The 18,216-nt window shown below is 46.9% G+C and carries 20 protein-coding genes; 13 read left to right on the forward strand and 7 right to left on the reverse strand.

All coding sequences use genetic code 11. The features are described from left to right. Positions 1-5 precede the first annotated feature (5 nt). The 3 genes from C7R94_RS24195 to C7R94_RS30385 all read left to right on the forward strand — a co-directional run bounded on the left by C7R94_RS24195 (position 6) and on the right by C7R94_RS30385 (position 3,587). Positions 6-2,090: an ABC transporter ATP-binding protein gene (locus tag C7R94_RS24195; RefSeq protein ID WP_106785274.1), complete on the forward strand. Its 2,085-nt coding sequence runs from the start codon at positions 6-8 to the stop codon at positions 2,088-2,090. Positions 2,091-2,117: 27 nt separating this feature from the next. Then, complete coding sequence (locus tag C7R94_RS24200; protein WP_047073122.1) at positions 2,118-3,302, forward strand: MFS transporter; 1,185 nt, start codon at positions 2,118-2,120, stop codon at positions 3,300-3,302. Between the two features lie 132 nt (positions 3,303-3,434). Then, positions 3,435-3,587, forward strand: a complete 153-nt coding sequence (locus tag C7R94_RS30385; protein WP_197245029.1) for a hypothetical protein — start codon at positions 3,435-3,437, stop codon at positions 3,585-3,587. Between the two features lie 234 nt (positions 3,588-3,821). Here C7R94_RS30385 and C7R94_RS24205 read toward each other — a convergent pair whose 3' ends face one another. The 5 genes from C7R94_RS24205 to sppA form a co-directional block, all read right to left on the reverse strand. Next, positions 3,822-4,331 carry a DNA polymerase III gene (locus tag C7R94_RS24205; RefSeq protein WP_106785275.1) on the reverse strand — a complete coding sequence of 170 codons (510 nt, stop codon included), beginning with the start codon at positions 4,329-4,331 and terminating at the stop codon, positions 3,822-3,824. A 15-nt stretch (positions 4,332-4,346) separates the two neighbouring features. Then, positions 4,347-5,516 (reverse strand): DUF4280 domain-containing protein, encoded by a 1,170-nt coding sequence (locus tag C7R94_RS24210; RefSeq protein WP_233220653.1) that lies wholly within the window; start codon positions 5,514-5,516, stop codon positions 4,347-4,349. A gap of 311 nt (positions 5,517-5,827) precedes the next feature. Continuing rightward, the gene (locus C7R94_RS24215; protein ID WP_233220650.1) at positions 5,828-6,838 is read right to left on the reverse strand and encodes a CAP domain-containing protein; all 1,011 of its coding nucleotides are present in this window, start codon (positions 6,836-6,838) and stop codon (positions 5,828-5,830) included. Between the two features lie 118 nt (positions 6,839-6,956). After that, positions 6,957-7,448: an RDD family protein gene (locus tag C7R94_RS24220; RefSeq protein ID WP_106785277.1), complete on the reverse strand. Its 492-nt coding sequence runs from the start codon at positions 7,446-7,448 to the stop codon at positions 6,957-6,959. Between the two features lie 30 nt (positions 7,449-7,478). Then, on the reverse strand, positions 7,479-8,444 hold the full coding sequence (gene sppA, locus C7R94_RS24225; protein ID WP_106785278.1) for a signal peptide peptidase SppA: 966 nt from the start codon (positions 8,442-8,444) through the stop codon (positions 7,479-7,481). 206 nt (positions 8,445-8,650) lie between these two features. Here sppA and C7R94_RS24230 point away from each other — a divergent pair, with 206 nt between their 5' ends. Continuing rightward, positions 8,651-9,379 (forward strand): amino acid ABC transporter ATP-binding protein, encoded by a 729-nt coding sequence (locus tag C7R94_RS24230; RefSeq protein ID WP_106785279.1) that lies wholly within the window; start codon positions 8,651-8,653, stop codon positions 9,377-9,379. Positions 9,380-9,438: 59 nt separating this feature from the next. Here the strand turns inward: C7R94_RS24230 and C7R94_RS24235 are convergent, their stop codons facing one another. Further along, on the reverse strand, positions 9,439-10,140 hold the full coding sequence (locus C7R94_RS24235; RefSeq protein WP_106785280.1) for a polysaccharide deacetylase family protein: 702 nt from the start codon (positions 10,138-10,140) through the stop codon (positions 9,439-9,441). 141 nt (positions 10,141-10,281) lie between these two features. Here C7R94_RS24235 and C7R94_RS24240 point away from each other — a divergent pair, with 141 nt between their 5' ends. The 7 genes from C7R94_RS24240 to gcvH all read left to right on the forward strand — a co-directional run bounded on the left by C7R94_RS24240 (position 10,282) and on the right by gcvH (position 14,803). Then, the gene (locus C7R94_RS24240) at positions 10,282-11,094 is read left to right on the forward strand and encodes a DUF2797 domain-containing protein (protein WP_106785281.1); all 813 of its coding nucleotides are present in this window, start codon (positions 10,282-10,284) and stop codon (positions 11,092-11,094) included. Between the two features lie 47 nt (positions 11,095-11,141). Continuing rightward, a complete protein-coding gene (locus C7R94_RS24245) occupies positions 11,142-11,333 on the forward strand; it encodes a hypothetical protein (RefSeq protein ID WP_047073110.1) in 192 nt (63 codons plus the stop codon). An 84-nt stretch (positions 11,334-11,417) separates the two neighbouring features. After that, the gene (locus tag C7R94_RS24250; protein ID WP_106785282.1) at positions 11,418-12,266 is read left to right on the forward strand and encodes a hypothetical protein; all 849 of its coding nucleotides are present in this window, start codon (positions 11,418-11,420) and stop codon (positions 12,264-12,266) included. Positions 12,267-12,324: 58 nt separating this feature from the next. Beyond that, the gene (locus tag C7R94_RS24255; protein WP_106785283.1) at positions 12,325-12,690 is read left to right on the forward strand and encodes an arsenate reductase family protein; all 366 of its coding nucleotides are present in this window, start codon (positions 12,325-12,327) and stop codon (positions 12,688-12,690) included. Continuing rightward, positions 12,687-13,877 carry an aminotransferase class I/II-fold pyridoxal phosphate-dependent enzyme gene (locus C7R94_RS24260; RefSeq protein ID WP_106785284.1) on the forward strand — a complete coding sequence of 397 codons (1,191 nt, stop codon included), beginning with the start codon at positions 12,687-12,689 and terminating at the stop codon, positions 13,875-13,877. Before C7R94_RS24255 ends, C7R94_RS24260 begins: the two co-directional genes overlap by 4 nt. Before the next feature lie 33 nt (positions 13,878-13,910). Beyond that, the gene (locus tag C7R94_RS24265) at positions 13,911-14,363 is read left to right on the forward strand and encodes a redoxin domain-containing protein (RefSeq protein WP_047073103.1); all 453 of its coding nucleotides are present in this window, start codon (positions 13,911-13,913) and stop codon (positions 14,361-14,363) included. A 59-nt stretch (positions 14,364-14,422) separates the two neighbouring features. After that, positions 14,423-14,803, forward strand: a complete 381-nt coding sequence (gene gcvH, locus C7R94_RS24270; protein ID WP_047073101.1) for a glycine cleavage system protein GcvH — start codon at positions 14,423-14,425, stop codon at positions 14,801-14,803. Positions 14,804-14,857: 54 nt separating this feature from the next. Here gcvH and C7R94_RS24275 read toward each other — a convergent pair whose 3' ends face one another. Then, positions 14,858-16,912 carry a methyl-accepting chemotaxis protein gene (locus C7R94_RS24275; protein WP_106785285.1) on the reverse strand — a complete coding sequence of 685 codons (2,055 nt, stop codon included), beginning with the start codon at positions 16,910-16,912 and terminating at the stop codon, positions 14,858-14,860. A gap of 303 nt (positions 16,913-17,215) precedes the next feature. On the opposite strand from C7R94_RS24275, the gene C7R94_RS24280 reads away from it, so the two are divergent. Continuing rightward, on the forward strand, positions 17,216-17,656 hold the full coding sequence (locus tag C7R94_RS24280) for a hypothetical protein (protein ID WP_017251440.1): 441 nt from the start codon (positions 17,216-17,218) through the stop codon (positions 17,654-17,656). 22 nt (positions 17,657-17,678) lie between these two features. After that, a complete protein-coding gene (locus C7R94_RS24285; protein ID WP_007726371.1) occupies positions 17,679-18,071 on the forward strand; it encodes a VOC family protein in 393 nt (130 codons plus the stop codon). The last annotated feature ends 145 nt before the right edge of the window (positions 18,072-18,216 follow it).

Raw genomic sequence — 18,216 nt, forward strand, 5'->3', positions numbered from 1 at the left:
TTTTCATGAGCAAAGAAAATGTATGGGGGCGTTTGACCGAGTACGCCAGACCATTTCAAAAGCAAATACTGGGCGCGCTGTTCCTGCTCTTGCTGGGAACGAGTGCAGAGCTGGCGGGACCTTTTTTAGCCAAAATCATGATTGATAATCACATTCTGGCGATCCAAAAGCCTTGGTATCAACTGGATGAAGTGCCACCACAAGCAGCGGGGCAAGTCGCCTCAGTGAACGGTACGAACTATATTCGTGAAGATGTCGCAGCAAAGACGGGTCTTGGCTTGGACAGGATCAATCAAAAAGAAGTAACCGTGCTGACAGAAGGCACGACCTATTACTTGGTTTCCGGCAAGGTGAATCCAAACACGGAGAAGCAATTCACCCCGATTATGCCAGAAAACGGGAGGGAACGCTTTGAGGTAATAACGAAGGATCAATCAGGTCAAAAGATGACCTCCACAGGCATTCGGCTGACCGCAGAGGAAGTCAAGGCGATGTATCAGGGGGATGTCCTGCCCATTGTCTGGCTGTCCGTAGGTTATGGAGTACTGATCTTGCTCTCAGCTGGATTCAATTACGTCCAGATTTTGTGGCTGCAGAAGATCGCGCAGCGCATCATTCAGCAAATGCGGATGAAGCTGTTTATTCATTTGCAAAAGCTCCCGGTTTCCTTTTTTGACAAAACGCCAGTAGGGGCACTTGTCTCCCGTGTGAGCAATGATACAGAAGCTATCCGTGAGCTGTATGTAAGTGTGCTCGCCACATTTGTACAGAACGGTCTTTATTTGATTGGAATCTTGATCGCGCTCTACATCTTGCAGCCTGAGCTCGCCCTCTTCTGCTTTTTGACCGTGCCAGTGCTCGTATTGTTAGTCTACGTGTATCAAAGGTACAGCTCTCGCTACTATGCGGTGATTCGCGCGAAGCTGGGTGATATGAACACAACGATTAATGAAATGATCCAGAACATGACGATCGTGCAGGCTTTTCGTCGGGAGAAAGGTGTACAAAAGGAGTTTGCTGATGTAAACGAAGACTACTTTAAGGTGCGAATGAAAGAAATCAATCTGGAATCCTTGCTTTTGCGCCCAGCGGTAGATTTGATCTGGAAGATTTCCTTGACCCTGATCGTCTGGTATTACGGCTCGACATCCTTCCACAGCGCGATTTCCTTCGGTGCGCTTTTTGCTTTTGTCGATTACATGGGACGTTTTTTCGAACCGATCAACATGATCATGAATCGGTTGTCGCAAATGCAGCAGGCGACTATTTCGGCGGGACGCGTCTTCGAAATTATGGATGAGATGCCGGAGAAGAAAGAAGCTGGTGCACAAATCGAGCGCCCACGTGGAGAGGTTGTCTTTGATAATGTCTCGTTTGCTTATCAGGGTGACGATTACGTCTTGAAAAACGTCTCCTTTACGGCGCAGCCCGGTCAAACGATTGCGCTGGTAGGACACACCGGATCGGGAAAAAGCTCTTTGATGAATTTGCTGCTCGGGTTCTATCCGGTGACCAAAGGGAGCATTTTGATCGACGGGCAAGATATGAGGCAGATTGATACGCACTCATTGCGCAGTCATGTCGGCCTCGTTTTGCAGGACCCGTTCTTGTTTACGGGAAGCATTGGATTCAATATTCGGATGTACAAGGATACGATTACGGATGAAGAAGTGAAGCGGGCTGCAAAAGCGGTACGTGCTGACGAATTCATCTCCAAGCTGCCGGGCGGTTATGACGAACCAGTCGTTGAGCGAGGCATGACACTATCCGCAGGCCAACGCCAATTGATCTCTTTTGCACGGGCATTGGCTGCTGATCCCGCGATGCTGATCCTGGATGAAGCAACGGCAAGCATTGACAGTGAAACAGAGCTAGCCATTCAGGAAGCGTTGCATGTACTATCAAAAGGTAGGACGACATTTATCATTGCACATCGATTGTCGACGATTCAACACGCCGACCAGATTCTTGTTTTGTCCCGTGGAGAGATCATGGAGCGAGGTACCCATGATGAACTCATGGCGCAAAATGGTCTTTATCAAAAAATGTATCAGCTTCAGCAGGGGAGTGCTTCCGTAGAGAGTGCTTAGTGGGGGCTAGAGAGGAGAAACAACACCATGTCACAGTCACGTTACACCTTTTGGGTGTTGATTTTGGCTGTCGGTATTGCGGGGGTAAGCCAAGGCTTGACGATCCCGATGCTGACGGTTTTATTGGAAAAACAAGGTGTTTCATCCGTGATGAACGGACTCAATGCCGCAGCCTTGTATATTGGGATGGTCATGGTCAATCCATTTTTGGAAATCCCACTGCGGCGCATTGGATACCGATCTACGATATTATGGGGATTGCTGTTGGTGACGATCGCCACAGCGCTCATCCCGATGTTCAGCCATTTGGCGGTCTGGTTTGTATTACGCTTACTGATGGGTGTAGGCGATAGCGGTTTACATTACGCCAGCCAAATGTGGGTGACCAAGATCGCTGCTCCCGAGAATCGTGGACGTGATCTTTCCATTTACGGGCTGGCATATGGCGTGGGCTTTAGTATTGGTCCATTAGGCTTAAGTGTGCTGCATTTGGGAATTTGGGTACCTTTTGGCGGCTTGCTTGTTCTGTATCTGATTGCCTTCTTATTATTATCCCGGATCAAAAATGAATTCCCGGCACAGATCGAACAAACGGAAAAGAAGCAAAACAAATATGCATTTGTTTTGCGACTTGCCTGGCTTGCGCTGATTCCTTCGTTTTTGTACGGATTCATGGAGACGTCACTCAATGGCAGTTTTCCCGTTTATGCTTTGCGTACCGGCTTGTCCGTTGAATGGGTTTCTTTGATCCTTCCGTCGTTTGTTGTGGGAAGCATTATCTTGCAGATGCCGCTGGGGGCATTGAGTGACCGAGTAGGACGCAAGCAGGTCATGCTCGTGTGTGCGCTTGTAGGGGGATTGGCTTTCTTCCTGTTCCCGTTTGCAGGTGAAAACGTATGGCTGATGATGCTGTTATTGGCCATAGCAGGAGCGGCTGTCGGTTCCTTTTACTCGCTGGGCTTGGCTTTTTCGGCAGATATTTTACCAGCATCGATGGTTCCTACCGCGGGAATCATCGCGGGCGTCAATTTTGGAGTCGCCAGTATTTTGGCTCCAAATGTGAATGGCCTGCTGATGGATGTGTGGGAGCCGTGGACGATCTTTTGGCTGATGGGATCGCTGCTCATTGTTTTCGCGGCAGCTTGCCTGTTTTTCAAGCAAAAAGCAACTCAAGAACAGACGTATTCGATGCCGTTGCAAAAACAGGGGTAAAAGCAATGATGGATAAGCTTCGCCAAATTTTTGGCGAGGCTTTTATTTTTTGCCCAAAAAAGAATAAACGGGCATCAAGGAGGGAAGCGTATGAATAGTAAGTAGAACAGCATGATTGGAAGGGGTTACCCGATGCTGACACCTTGCATTTTCAGAAGAGGCATTGCCTGGATTTTATTTTTCGTGCTCAGTCTGGTAATCATCCCGTTTTTCTCAGATGACGACCAGGCTCCGAAACCATCTGCACCTGCACCTGCCACTACAAATGCAACTTCGCAGCCATAGCAACTGACAAAGAGGCTACAAAAAAAGACCGGTTGATCTGAGAAAGGTACAGTCACTCACAAAAGATGAGGAGACTGTACCTTTTTCTTTAGAAAAAATGCGATTGAGCTTATTTAGTATTCGATAAGCCTCTTTTCCAAGACTCCTATAGATTTGAAGAGCATGCAGGTGACAAAGCGAGAATAAGGGAGTATTTCTGAAATTTTGAGAGGTTAAATCGACATATGCACATATTTACGAATTCTCACATACGCCTATGATCTCTTTAGGTATTGACTCAAAAACCAATACTTCTGGTTTTAGATAAGGTTTTTTTAACAAGTACTCTTCTAGTGTCACCATACTATTCCAATACAATTTGATCCAATGCTCAAGAGATTCACCAGTATCAAAATCCAACGCCTCTTCAAAGGTGAATTTATTATCTTCATAGAATGATTGGTCATATATATTCATTGTAATATTCCCATCAAAAACTAAAATTTTATCAGTAAAGATAGGAAAGTAAAACGATTTCGGCTTGTGAGGCTCTAAGTTTACTCCTATAGCTGTCTGAAAGTTCACCCAGATAGGAGCATTAAGAGGTTTTAACATATCAGCTATCTGTGACTTAATCTCCCCACCATTCCCATACCAGTTATTAGATTTTGTTGTATAGTTTATCCCTCGATCCATAATTTCTTCGATTGAAACATGGTGATCATGATCTTCAGGTAATATTGCATGATATAGAAACATAGCCATTTGTGTACCTGCTTTCTATCCTTTATTTCTAGGAACATGAAGAAAATGGGAACTGGTTTTCGGATTATCTAAATTTTCGAAGACCCTGTGACTTCCTGTCGGTGTGTCAGGTGTGCTTATATTCCCGTCAAATTTCTTATAATATTTCGTTATTTTATTTGGATTTGGATTATTAGGATTGGGCCAATTTGTATAAGCTTTATCTGGATTAGTCATAGTTTCCCTTCTCAATTCTTTTACATCAACATCCTGACCATACTGGGATCTATTCTTTGTGGAAGGTTTACTAGGATCGTACATATGTTTTTTCGCATGCTCATTTACAAAATTATTTGGATCGTTTCCCCCACCGGTTTTTGTAGGAACTGGAGGTTTACCCGTTGCCTTCTTTCCCTTCCTTAAAGCACTCACTAAATCCTTAATGGATTTACTTCTTCCCAAAGTCAGAGCTTGCATGGCAAGCCCACTGATTGCAAGCGCATCCTCAAGGTTGATATCCTCATCCTGCAACGTATCCAAATCTTCCTGTATTGGTTCTACGAAGCCTTCTTGAACAAACAGATTGACGCCCTTGGGCAAATCCTCAGCCGCCTTTTGCAAACCTTTCGGCAAATCATTTGCGGCTTTCTCCAAAGCGCTTGGCAGCTCACTTGTCGCCTTTTGCATTGCAGCAGGAACGTCTCCCAACTTGGAGATTCCTTTCACGAAGTTATCCCACATAGTCGGCTTTTCCTGTGGCTTCTCGCAAGCCGGTCCTTGTCCAAAACCGGATTCTGACGGCACGCTTTGTGCTAGGGACTGGACTCCTATCGTCACGCCACTCAAATCCTGCCCATCATCTTCAATCTTGATCAGTCCACAATGGAAACACATATTGGTTGATTTGTTCAACAATGCCGGATGGTCCCCGACCACCTTGTCCGCTTTGCCATCGATCCATGGCATTGTCGTCAGAGGTGTGCACGGCATAGGTGTGAGTACACCATTGTTGGCTGCTGTGGCAGAAGCGATTGCGGAATTTTTCAAGCTACTGCAATTTCCAAAGGGCATGATGTTTACGTTGGGAATAAAATCCATGATGTTCATTTGCGGCTTCCCTTTTACAAAAACTTCATGACTGAACGGCATTTTTAACCGACTTAACTTACTTCCGTTGCTACATGATAGAATGGCACCAACAACCACATAACTCTTGCGTTCCGCATTCGACTTCTGGACGGTGATGCAGTCTCCTCCTCTCAGGCAGATTCCTATACAGATGGAAGATGCTTGTGTTGAAAGATGATGACTGATATCCAATCTATATAAAAAAAGGGAAAAATGCCCATTCATTGAAATATCGGATGTGAAGTGGTGACAAACAATAGATCGAAAGTCTTGGATGCAGCGTTCACCTATAGGTACTTGGGTGGAACTATTGGGTGGAACACACAAAAGACGACCCTATCCCCAAAAATTTGAGGACAGGGTCGTCTTTTGAATCAGTTACGCAAAACTTAGCGAGTAACAAAATTTTGCGTAAAATACGGGCGGCCATCTTTCATAACGATACCGACACCGAGCTGCTTGAATTTTGGATTGAGCAAGTTTTGACGATGGCCTGCGGAGTTCATCCAGCTCATGTGGGCTTCGACCCCGTCTAGCTGTCCGTAGGCAATATTTTCACCAGCTGAGCTGTAACGAATGCCAGCTTTCTTCAAACGATCAAACGGGCTTCCCGTAGAAGGGGAGGTATGGTTGAAAAAGTTATGCTGGCCCATGTCTTGGCTGTGTGCTCTGGCCACTGCTGCCACTTGTTCATCCCAAGTGATAACAGGCAGTTTGGCACGTTGCCTTACCACGTTGAGCAAGTCCAAATTTTGTTTCTCGTATGCGAGTGCTGCCTGCTTCATCTGTGCGTCTGTCAGTTTCGGCAGTTCTGGTAATTTTGTATAGGAAATGGGATACATCAAGCCAATCGCAATGGTGGCAAAATGCTCAGGAGTAGAGATACGCACTCCTGCGACCTTATTTCCACCCAGTTGATCGATGGAGAAGGTGATCGCTTGATTGTTTTGGATATAAGTCGGATGAGTAAGGGTATTTTTTTGGATACGCAGACTTGGGAGGATCGTCAACGTGTCTTGTGGTGCACCCCAACTATTTTGTAGGTCTTTAGTAGTAGATCCAATCTTGATGCCATTCAGATTCAGCTTGGCGCCATTGGTAAACAACGTCACGACTTTGCCATTTTGCATGCCGACTTGAATATAGTTGTTCAAATCCTGATTGTAAATCCACCATTCCACACCCGTATGACTAGGATCAATGCGGGCAGGCTTGCCTAATGTTTGTTCCACCTGCGCTGTGCTCATTCCTAGTTGAAGGTTATAGACATTATTTGTTTTAACGACTGCTGCTTGAGGGACAGCCGTTGCAGCTGAAATAGGAAGGACAGGGGCAACGTGGCCGAGCAGAGCCAGCGAAAGGCTCAGGGCGAGGATGCTGGTTACTTTGTGTTTACGCATGTATCTTCCTCCTCGGTTGGGATAGAATCTGCCTTGTTGGTAATGGTATCGGCAGGAAGCCGCTACAAAAATAGGGACCAAGGGAGCAAAAATAAAAACCCCCGCTATAGAGCGGAGGTTATGGTCGACGATCCCGGATGACATACGTTTTGGCGATCAGATCATGCCAGCCTTGCTTTCGTGGGTGCCATGCAACCCATAGATAGCCCAGTCCGAATACGAGTGAAGCTAGGAATTTGCCGATGACTTCTCGTAAAAACACCTGTCCGCCTGTCAGATTGCCTCGCGCTTGTCTGGCACTGATGACACGGATGCCTGTGATCAGCTTTCCCAACGTTTGTCCGGTCCACCAGGTCAGCATGATCATATAGAGGAGATCAAACAACACCTCTAACAAATCGATGAAGTGAAGCGAGGCGTATGGAACGGCAAAAAAACGTCGCAACGGATTGAAAATGAGATAGCTAATGCCGATCAAGAACAGCGAATCGAGGAGAGACGCCACCACACGAATCCAGAAGCCAGCATACAAATGTTGTGTATGGGCTTCTGAATAGGGGTCAAGGGAATCTGGATCATGTGCTTTTTCTTCATTGGGAAGCTGGTTCATCGGAAGCCACTCCTTTTTTGTTTTAACAGGCTAGGGCATGAACTGATACAGGAGGCGAGGTGAGTTTTGGCGGTCCCATATTCGATTGAGACCAAGCGGATCGGGATTCGACCAGTACTGCTTCAAGCTGAATAATAGTTTGCTGATGGATAGCTGGTCTGCATAGCGGATGACCATGGCTTCTTTTTCTCCGGACAAAGAGAGCACGTAGCGTGTCGCTTCCTCCAGATCACCGAATTCATCGATGAGTCCCAGGCGTTTTGCTTGCTCACCGGAATAGACACGGCCGTCAGCGATTTCCAGTACGCGTTGGCGGGAGAGATTGCGGCCTTTGACGATCACGTCGACGAAATTGTTGTAGCTTTCGTTGACGAGTGTCTGGAAAATTTGCCGTTCCGGGTCCGTCAGTGGCCGGGATGGACTGCCGATGTCTTTGAAGCGTCCGCTTTTGATCGCGTATTGATGCACACCCAGCTTGTTCGCAGCTTCACTATAGTTAAACAGATTGAAAATCACGCCGAGACTGCCAGTTAGTGTGTTGGGATTGGCAAAAATCGCATCGCCCGTCGTGGCCAAGTAATAGCCGCCAGAGGCCGCTGTGGAACCCATGCTGACGACAATAGGAAGATTGCGGACCTGTTTGAGACGTAGCAAGCGTCTGTGTAATTCATCGGTAGCAACGACCTCTCCACCTGGACTATCAATGCGAAGGACGACTGCTTTTACCAGCTCGTCCTCTTCAATTCGGCGTAGCTGTTCAGTTAATAGCTCCGTCATCGAAGGCACCCCAGCGCTATTCTGTTGCCCCGAAATAACGCCGTTCACAAACAGCTGCACAATTTTGCTGTTGCCATAGCCCGAAACCACATTTTCTTCCCAAGCGAACCCAGGATGGTCGACGAGATCTGTATAAGTCCCGTAAATACCTTCCACCAAAAGCCCTAATAGAAAAACGGCCAGTACAATTACGAGAGCAACCCATTTTTTTCGATGCATGAAAACCACCTCACACTTAGCATGAGCCGCCGGGAGCATAGTTACGCATGCGACAAGCACTGGAAAAAATGGGATTGAGGCGATTATCTACGAGGAGGCACCAAAAGGTTAAGTATCAAATTCATGCAATTTTTAGACTATTACGGTAAAATGAAAGTGCAAGAACCACAATCAAGCTTGTTTTATCGCGATAGGGGGATAGACAAATGATTATACAGGTGTCGAATTTGACGAAGAACTACGGCGACCTAAAAGTGTTGAAGGGTATTACGACTCAGGTAGCAGAAAAGGAAGTAGTCTGTGTCATTGGTCCGTCTGGCTCGGGCAAGAGCACGTTTCTTCGTTGCTTGAATCAGCTGGAGGAAATGAGCAGCGGAAAGATTGTCATCAACGGACATGATTTGTCAGACCCCAAGACCGATATAAATAAAGTCAGAGAAGAGGTCGGGATGGTTTTTCAGCGATTTAATCTCTTTCCGCATAAAACGGTGCTGGAAAACGTCATGCTGGCCCCAGTAAAAGTAAAGAGGATGTCTCAGGAAGAAGCCCGCAAGCAAGGGTTGGCTCTCTTGCAGAAGGTAGGGCTCCAGGACAAGGCCGATGTGTATCCCGAGCGGCTGTCAGGGGGGCAGATGCAACGGGTCGCAATCGCAAGGGCGCTCGCCATGAATCCAAAGGTTATGTTGTTTGATGAGCCGACATCCGCCTTAGACCCGGAGCTGGTAGGAGAGGTGCTTGCTGTCATCAAAAATTTAGCCAAAGAAGGCATGACAATGGTGATCGTAACGCACGAAATGAATTTTGCCAAGGAAGTGGGTGACCGAATCATTTTTATGGATCAAGGTATCATCATGGCAGAAGGTCATCCCAGCGAGGTATTTGGCAATAACGTCAACGATCGCTTGCGTTCGTTCTTGGGCAAGGTATTGGCGTGAAAAAGAAAGGCACCAGTTGCTTCGTTTCGTATCATGAAAAACGAGGCACTGGTGCCATATTATTTTGCCGCATCCAACAATTGACTGACCGTGACAAATCGATAGCCCTGCGACCGCAAATCCGTGATGAGCTCCCGGAGAGCGGCGACTGTTTGTCGTTGGTTTAAGCCCCCATCGTGAAACAGGATGATATCCCCGGAGGAGACATTACTCTTGACGCTTTTGGCAATGACGTTAGCCGTGCGTGCCAAAGACCAATCACGAGGATCAATCGACCAGTGAATGATGTCGTAGCCACTGGATTGAACCGCATTCATGACATCATGTGTCAGGATGCCGTAGGGTGGACGGTAGTATTGCGCCAGAATGCCGGTCGTCTTCAGAATGGAGCGCTCTGCATGCTTGATTTCTTCGTACACTTCATGCTCGGTTAGCTTATTCAGATCAAAATGGTGGTAGCCATGGTTGCCGATTTCATGCCCAGCCTTGTAAATCCACTGCATGACTTTTGGGTGTTTATCCACTTGTGAGCCAAGGACAAAAAAAGTAGCGCGAACGTTGTACTGATGCAGCACCTCAAGAATTTTGGGCGTATAGATAGCATCCGGCCCATCATCAAAAGTGAGGGCGACGACCTTTTTCTCCGTGTCGATTCTGTGGATCGGTTCATATGAAGGCAGTGTTTGCTGGGCAAAAGCAGGTAGGGTGCCGTAGCCAAGAAGGCAGGCGAGTAGCAAGGCGTACCGTATGCATTTGCGCACGAACAATCGCCTCCTTCTTCTGGGATGTGATTAGGTTCACCTCCTGCTAGGGAAAACATGCTACCAAAAGAAAACAGCGGTCAGAGTAGGTGGCGGTTATGTTAAAATGGAAGAACCGTACATAGGAGAGGAGAGAGTTTGGTGGAACTCCGCGGTATTTTGCAAGGACTAACACACGAGTATCATGGAGGGGACAAGCCGGTAGACTACTATTTGAATATTGGTGAAGATCGCCTTCCGCTTAATGAATGGCTGGGCAGTGAATTGACGATTTCGTTTTTAGGCGAAAAAAACTGTATTGCCTGTGGCCGTAAAACAAACAAAACGTTTAACAGCGGGTATTGCTATCCCTGTTTTACCAAACTGCCGGAAAATGACTTGTGCATCGTCAAGCCGCATGAATGTCATTTTGACTTGGGGACTTGCCGGGACGAGAGCTTTGGCGAGAAATATTGCATGATCCCTCATTTTGTCTATTTGGCAGTGTCAAGTGATATAAAGGTAGGATTGACTCGCAAGCATAATGAATTGAGACGCTGGGTGGATCAAGGCGCGATTCGCGCGATTCCGATTGCGGAGGTTCCGACTCGTCGAATGGCTGGGGAGCTTGAATTCCACTTGAGCCAGTTTTTGCCGGACAAGACCAACTGGCGCAAAATGCTCAAGGGAGATGTCAAGGAAATCGACTTGCTTGCCATGCGTGACGAAGTGTATGGTCATTTTCCTGAACAGTTTAAAGCATTCCAATATCGCGAGGATGAATGGGTAGATATTGCTTATCCGATTTTGGAGTCACTGGATAAAATCAATTCCAAATCGCTTGATAAAGAAGAACAGCTCGGTGGCCGATTGATCGGTGTAAAAGCACAGTATTTGATCTTTGAAAATGGTGTATTCCAGGTGAGAAAGCACGCTGGCTACCAAGTCGAGATCAAAGCAAAGCCATCTGCATAATGAAATGCAAACTCCTCACACTAGGACATGTGAAGGAGGATGGGGAGATGGATGAGCACATTGAGTATACCATGCCTTTAACCGGGACACTGGCTGAGGCAGTGGAAGACGAGAATGCCGAGCAACTAGGGGTGCCCTTCTCGCCGCTTTCGCAAATGTGGCAGGTGAATCCGGATGCTCGGACGAATGAAGAAGAGACTGCAAAAAGCAGGCGCAATGAAAGCAACATGCCGCAATAGCAGCACGTATGAACGACAGCCAGAAGACAGTCATGGCTGTCGTTTTTGTTTAGTACGGTGAATACGTGAGGAGGCAGAGGTGGTATGCAAGTCTGGTTGCATTCTTTTTGGGTAGCGATGGTGCTAATCGGTTGCATGTGGGGGATGTACGAAATCGGGGAAAAGCAGATCGGAAATATGAATACGAAAAAAGCAGCACTTGAAACGCCGATTATTTCCACACAAGCGAGTCATAAGTTGGTGGACCGTGACGCCGTTGTTGAAGCGTTTGATTGGACAGACGACAAGGGTGTAGGCCTCGAGTATAACGAAGCTGAGCTGTTACAAATGCAAAAAGATCCGGACAACCATAACTACAAAAAAGTTCTCCGCCGCTTTGTACAGAGTGAGTTGAAAACGGAAATCGAGAGCTTTCAAACGATAGGCAGTCAATTAAATCCCAGGAGAATTCTTGTAGCGACGACAGAAGGCATGCTGTACGAGGTGACGATGAAAAAAAGGAGTAATCATGGGCAAATTTGGACGATAGAAGGATACAATATGACGGCTGGATATAGGACGGATGTGGAGCAAAAGCAAGACCTACTGCCGGAAGATATGTATCCAACCTATCGTGTGATGGAGCTAGCCGAAGCCGATTTGCAAATCCAAGCGTGGGCGAAGCCGCTTATTCAAAACAGTCAGGGTCATACATTTAACACCGCTCTAAACGGCAAAACATATCTCTTGATCAAAACATCGCAGAGTGAAACAGATTCGGTGGAGGTTGAGGGAATTAGAATCTGGGTGGAAGAAATGCTCGTCCATTATCAAACATATGAATTTGGAGAAGGGGCAGATCGTTCCATACTTAATAACTACTTGCTGATTGAAGTGCCGGAAACTGCAGAATCTGGTGTGACGTTTTACAATACGGTAACCGTTGTCCGCTAGGTGTACTTCTTTTACAATGAAAGAAACGACGACATAAACCAAAAGCGAGGAAATACATATGACGATGAAAGCTTACCTGTACAACAAATGTGATACATGCCGCAAAGCGAAAAAATGGCTCACCGATCAAAAGATTAGCTTCGAAGAAATTCCGATTGTTGATGCACCGCCGTCAAAAGAGGAGCTACGCCAAATTTGGCAGACAAGCGGCCTCGATTTGCGCAAGTTTTTCAATGTGAGTGGTGTCCAATACCGCGAGCTGGGCTTGAAGGACAAGCTTCCTGCGATGTCAGAGGATGAAATGCTTGATCTATTGGCTTCCAATGGCAAGCTGATCAAACGGCCTCTGATCGCAAGCGATCGTACCGTAACCCTTGGTTTCAAAGAAGAAGAACTGGAGAAGGCTTGGGGAGGGAAGGCATGATGCGCCAACCTTCCAAAAGGCTGAACCATCTCACCGCCGATATTTTTTCAGAAATGGAGGCTCGCAAACGGAAAGTTGCCAAAACAAGAACGGTATACGACTTGAGCATCGGCAGTCCTGATCAGCAGCCTGACGAGAAGCTTCTGCAAACATTAATCCATGCCATCCAGGAACCAACCGCTTTTCGCTATCCATTGAGCGATGGAACGGCGGCCTTCAGAGAAGAGGTCGCCCGCTGGTATCAGTATCGTTTTGGGGTGGAGCTCGCGCCAGATGGGGAAGTTCATTCCTTGATGGGGTCACAGGATGGTTTGGCTCACTTTGCTTTGGCATGGACCGATCCAGGAGATATCGTCCTCGTACCTGATCCCGGGTATCCGATCTACGAAGGCAGTATACATTTGGCGGGAGCGATACCTTACCGGATGCCTCTGCGGGCAGAAAATGAATTTTTGCCAAAGCTGACAGACATTCCGGAGGAGATTGCGGCTCGTGCAACGTTCATGATTCTGAACTATCCGAATAATCCGGTTTCCGCGATCGCTACCCTTGCCTTTTTTGAAGAGGTCGTGGCTTTTGCCAAGCGGTTTGACATTATCGTGGTTCATGATTTGGCCTATTCGGAGATGGTGTTTGACGGCTATCAAGCGCCGAGCTTTTTGCAAGTGCCGGGTGCGAAGGAAGTGGGAATTGAATTTAATTCGTTTTCCAAGAGCTTCAACATGGCAGGCTGCCGGATCGCTTACGTTGTAGGGAATGCAGACATCATCAAACCGCTTGCGATTGTAAAATCCAATATCGATTACGGCGTCTTTTTGCCTGTACAGCAAATGGCCATTGAGGCTTTGCGGTATGATCGGGAATCGGGTGGGAAAAACACAGTTGCCCCTGTTTACCAAGAACGGCGTGATGTGTTGCTGGAGGCATTGGCAAAGGCAGGGTGGAGCATTCCATCTCCAAAGGCGACTATGTTCGTTTGGGCAGCTGTACCGAAAGGGTGGACGTCACGAGAGTTTGCCTTCGCGTTACTGGAGAAAGCCGGAGTCGTGGTCGTTCCGGGAAGTGCCTTCGGCGAAGAAGGAGAAGGGTATGTGCGAATTGCTCTCGTCCAACCTCCTGAGACCCTGTTAGAGGCTGCGGCTGCCATCAATCAATCCGGGATTCTCCGCATGAAAACAAGCGTGTAACAGTTGAAGTCAAAAAAGAGGGGATGAGCTTTCATGCGTTTGCGGGAAGAAATGCCTGACTTTCCTGGGATTACGGAGTGGATCAACGGGCAAGCAACCAAAGCCGATTTGGCTGGAAGTCCTGTTTTGGTTCATATCTGGTCCGTCAGTTGTTACATGTGCAAGGAATCGATGCCAAGCATAAATGAATGGCGAGACCAATACGCTGCTAACGGGTTGAAGGTCATTGGAATTCATATGCCTCATTCGGAAAAAGATACAGACATCGAGATGATCAAGAAGGCGATTGCAGAACAACATTTGACACACCCTATTGCAATCGATAATGATAGAAGGACAGTCGATGCATTCCAGAATGAATACGTCCCCGCTTTTTATTTGTTTGACGAGGCTCTTCAGTTACGTCATTTTCAGGCAGGAGAGAAGGGTCTCCAACTGGTAAAAAAACGCTTGTTCAGAATTTTGGGGATCGAAGAGGAATCCTAGAATGTTCGTCTAATTATGTATGTGTAATGGATTGTACCCGATAGGAGGATATGTAAACGATGGAATTCCCGAAAAATCTACGTTACAGTGAAGAGCATGAGTGGGTGCGAGTAGAAGGAAACAAGGCGTACATCGGAATCACTTCTTTTGCTCAATCAGAGCTGGGTGACATCGTGTTTGTCGAGTTGCCTGAGGTAGGCGCGACAATCCAACAGGATGAGCCGTTTGGCAGCGTGGAATCGGTAAAAACCGTTTCTGAACTGTACGCTCCTGTAACTGGTAAAGTAGTAGAAGTAAATGGCGAACTGGAAGACGCACCTGAACTGGTTAACTCTTCGCCATACGAGCAAGCATGGATGATCGTCGTCGAATTGTCTGATACAGCTGAGTTGGACAAGCTGATGGATGCAGACAAATACGAAGCGATGGTAAAAGAATAGGAAACAAAAAAGCCGGGGCTTTTGTGCTCCGGCTTTTCTTCGTTTATGGAAGGTCTACTCCAACTTGAATGTTCGTACTGCATCATTAAGTTCTTCTGCCATTTTTGCCAGCATCGTTGCAGCCGAAGAGATTTCCTCCATGGACGCGGTCTGTTCTTCCGCTGCTGCTGCAACGGTTTGTGAGTTGCCGGCTGATTGTTCTGCGATTTGTGTAATATGGGTAATGGCGGATACAATCGTTTGCATTTGCTGACTGATCTTGCTCATTTCCGTTGTCACTTCATTCATGCGGATGAGCAACCCTGACGTGGAGCCAGTAATTTGCTCAAATGCATTTCCTGTTGAGCGAACAAGAGTCATGCCTTCTCCCAAAATAGAAGCACCATGATTCATTGCCGCAATGGCTGAGCCTGTGTCCTGTTGAATCACTGTGACGATGTGACTGACCTGCTCGGCCGCAGAGCTGGACTGCTCGGCCAGCTTGCGCACCTCGTCGGCTACAACGGCAAAACCTCGTCCTTGTTCTCCGGCGCGAGCTGCTTCGATAGCGGCGTTCAGTGCAAGCAGGTTTGTTTGATTGGCGATCGTCGTGATGAGTGAGATCATTTCTCCAATCTCTTGGGAGCGTTGGCCTAGCGCATTGACAATGGTAGAGGTCTTGGCCATCTGGCTATGGATTACATCCATGTGCTCGACCGTTTTGGCTGCCATCTGATTGCCATCTGTGGCTTGGCGGTTCGCTTCTTGTGTAGAGAGACTTACATCCTCAATGCCTTTTTCCATCGTTTCGATGTGTACGGCAATCTCGTTGATAACTTCATAGCCTTGAACGGTCGCGTCCACTTGCTGCTCCGTACCGTAGGCAATTTCTTGAACGGATTGAGCGATCTGCTCTGTTGCTTTGCTCGTCTGCTCCGCACTTGCCATCAATTGTTCAGACGTAGCAGCCACCTGTTGAGCGTTGAAGCTGACTTGACCCAGCGTTTCGCGCAAGGTTGCCGTCATGGAGTTGAAGCGATTTGCCATAACCCCCATCTCGTCGGCTGTCTGAATATCCATGGAAGCGGTAAAATCGCCATTGGAGAGGGCATGCGCCAGCTGGTTGGCTCGATCGATTTGTTTGGTCAAGTATTTGCTGAAGTAATAAATGACAGCAATCATGATCAACAGACCGATCAGACTCACCGTACAAAGCTCAAAGAACAAGTCGTAGAGCGGATCGGCAATTTCTTTTTCTGGCATCACGAGAGCGATCGTCCAGTTTGTATCTCCAAGCTCTTGAAAATAAACACGATTGATGCCGTTTTCATCGGTAAACGTCTTCATTCCTGATTTCTCTTCTAGAAGAGAAGGACCTATTGCTGCCAAGGAAGCATTCTCGTCAGATTGAACGGAATGATTCATCAGCTTGTCTGCTTGAGGATGAGCGAGGTATCTCCCTTTTTGATCCACCAAAAAGGCCCAGCCTGTTTCCCCTACTTTTGTACTGGAGACGAGCTTTTCCACGTCAGTGAGCGTAATATCGTCTGTAGCCACACCCAAAAGCTTTTTATCCGGAGTGTAGAATGGGGCTACTACCGTCACCATCGAGACCTTGGAAACCTCGTCAAAGTAGGGCTCGGAATAATCCGTTTCCTTCTTGGTCGAAATACCGAGCTTGTACCAGTCTTGATTTGGATAGTTATAAGAATCGCTGCTGTACTCATCTGTAATGGTAACCTTGCCGTCGGTCTTAGCCCCGTAAGTAGCAACAAGTTTCTTGTTCGGGTCAAAAGCGTGAGGTTCCATGAAAATTCCCATTCCAACCGTCGTATCATTAATGAGAACAGTTTTGGACAGCAGGGAATTTAACTGCTCTAGCGAATTTGTAACAGGACCGACTTCAATAAAGCGAGCCATACTCAACGTTACCTTGCTATGGGCTTCCAGTTGCTTTTCCACATTACTGCCGACCATATCTAGTTGATAGTTCATTTTGTCTTCAATTTCCCGATTCAGTTGGTCGACAGAGAACCAGAAACCGATGCCCACGACGAGCAAAAGAGTCAAGATAATGACAGGCAGAGTAATGGTCAGTGTTCGAGCACGAAGACTTTTGAAACGAAGCATGAAACCGCTCTCCTTTGAATTTTTGCTAAAATGATTATTATTCCTTATTATCGGATAGATTAAGACTACCTGTTATGATGGATTTAGGCAAATGAGGAGAAATATTCATACTAATCAGAAAATGTTGCATGAATCTAAGCAAATCGAGTAAAATGGATAGACGAAATCTTACTTCGATTCATTTATTGGTAGCATTTGCGGGTGGAGTGTTAGTGGGCATATAAGCTACAATGCGGATACAGACAAAGTTTCGACCAAAAAACGGACATGGACGTTTCATTGGCGAATAGGGAGGGAGACTATATGAGTTTTTGTTGTGGTGCTGGAATGGTAGGTTCCGTAGGCTCAGTCCGTCATTATAAAACGCTTGTACACAATGTCCCGATCATGTTTTGTCCTGTATGTGACAGAATTGAGGTTCATCCCGGTATTGAGGGAGAATATGAAATTTTAGTAGAATATGCTCAAGGAGATCAGGCTCCAGAAGTGGATTTTGCTGACTTTGTGAGTGTTGACAATACATCCGAGTTGTTTGAGAATTGTACCATGACGGATGAAGCTGCCAGCTTCGCCGAAGTGTTAAAGCAGCAGATCGATATTTCACTTGATCTGCTCGGGGTCGCCAAGGAGTTACAGGATGACGATTGGCGGGAAGCATTGATGATTCGTTTAAGACGGTTAAGCGAGCGATTGAAGCAGTACAATAAAAGAAAAGCTAATGTCGCACAAGAACGCATGACCTGAGTTGACGTGGGAGGCAGTGTGAATGTTTCATTTGAAAGCCGTTCACCACATCGCATTGAATTGTAGTGATGTTGTGAAGGTAGCTCGTTTTTTTAAGGACATTTTGGAAGTCCCTATCCCGGAAGAGAATATGACGGAAGGAGCACCTGTCTACTTTCAAATTGGCACATACACACGGATCGGTCTTCATCCTCATGGCGGGGAAGCTGGGAAAGGCGGCGTAGGGCAAGTCGATCATCTCGCCTTCTCTGTGCAGAGCCGAGCTGAGCTGGACTATCTGGTCGATAAGCTGGAGGCAGAAAATATTTGCTATCGTGGCCCAATTACACAGCCTACTAGCTATAATTTGTATTTTGAGACACCCGATGGTCACCACCTTGAGGTGCGACTGGATAAAGACGAGTTTGATGAGTAGTGTTTGCGAAAAAGCATCTGCGTAAAGCGGATGCTTTTTTGTTGTGGATGATCTTCCTAAGTTCTAAAAGGTATCGACGAACACGAAAAAGCTGGTGAGAAGAAAAAGCACAGGGCTCGCAGACCTGAACTACTACCCTAGAAAT

Source organism: Brevibacillus sp. NRRL NRS-603 (assembly GCF_003013445.1).
Taxonomy (GTDB): Bacteria; Bacillota; Bacilli; order Brevibacillales; family Brevibacillaceae; genus Brevibacillus; species Brevibacillus formosus.

Excerpts from the sequence above, each read along its gene's own strand:
- C7R94_RS24195 (WP_106785274.1), top strand. The coding sequence starts at position 6 with ATGAGCAAAGAAAATGTATGGGGGCGTTTGACCGAGTACGCCAGACCA.
- C7R94_RS24200 (WP_047073122.1), top strand. The coding sequence starts at position 2,118 with ATGTCACAGTCACGTTACACCTTTTGGGTGTTGATTTTGGCTGTCGGT.
- C7R94_RS30385 (WP_197245029.1), top strand. The coding sequence starts at position 3,435 with ATGCTGACACCTTGCATTTTCAGAAGAGGCATTGCCTGGATTTTATTT.
- C7R94_RS24205 (WP_106785275.1), bottom strand. The coding sequence starts at position 4,331 with ATGGCTATGTTTCTATATCATGCAATATTACCTGAAGATCATGATCAC.
- C7R94_RS24215 (WP_233220650.1), bottom strand. The coding sequence starts at position 6,838 with ATGCGTAAACACAAAGTAACCAGCATCCTCGCCCTGAGCCTTTCGCTG.
- C7R94_RS24220 (WP_106785277.1), bottom strand. The coding sequence starts at position 7,448 with ATGAACCAGCTTCCCAATGAAGAAAAAGCACATGATCCAGATTCCCTT.
- sppA (WP_106785278.1), bottom strand. The coding sequence starts at position 8,444 with ATGCATCGAAAAAAATGGGTTGCTCTCGTAATTGTACTGGCCGTTTTT.
- C7R94_RS24230 (WP_106785279.1), top strand. The coding sequence starts at position 8,651 with ATGATTATACAGGTGTCGAATTTGACGAAGAACTACGGCGACCTAAAA.
- C7R94_RS24245 (WP_047073110.1), top strand. The coding sequence starts at position 11,142 with ATGGATGAGCACATTGAGTATACCATGCCTTTAACCGGGACACTGGCT.
- C7R94_RS24250 (WP_106785282.1), top strand. The coding sequence starts at position 11,418 with ATGCAAGTCTGGTTGCATTCTTTTTGGGTAGCGATGGTGCTAATCGGT.
- C7R94_RS24255 (WP_106785283.1), top strand. The coding sequence starts at position 12,325 with ATGACGATGAAAGCTTACCTGTACAACAAATGTGATACATGCCGCAAA.
- C7R94_RS24260 (WP_106785284.1), top strand. The coding sequence starts at position 12,687 with ATGATGCGCCAACCTTCCAAAAGGCTGAACCATCTCACCGCCGATATT.
- C7R94_RS24265 (WP_047073103.1), top strand. The coding sequence starts at position 13,911 with ATGCGTTTGCGGGAAGAAATGCCTGACTTTCCTGGGATTACGGAGTGG.
- gcvH (WP_047073101.1), top strand. The coding sequence starts at position 14,423 with ATGGAATTCCCGAAAAATCTACGTTACAGTGAAGAGCATGAGTGGGTG.
- C7R94_RS24275 (WP_106785285.1), bottom strand. The coding sequence starts at position 16,912 with ATGCTTCGTTTCAAAAGTCTTCGTGCTCGAACACTGACCATTACTCTG.
- C7R94_RS24280 (WP_017251440.1), top strand. The coding sequence starts at position 17,216 with ATGAGTTTTTGTTGTGGTGCTGGAATGGTAGGTTCCGTAGGCTCAGTC.
- C7R94_RS24285 (WP_007726371.1), top strand. The coding sequence starts at position 17,679 with ATGTTTCATTTGAAAGCCGTTCACCACATCGCATTGAATTGTAGTGAT.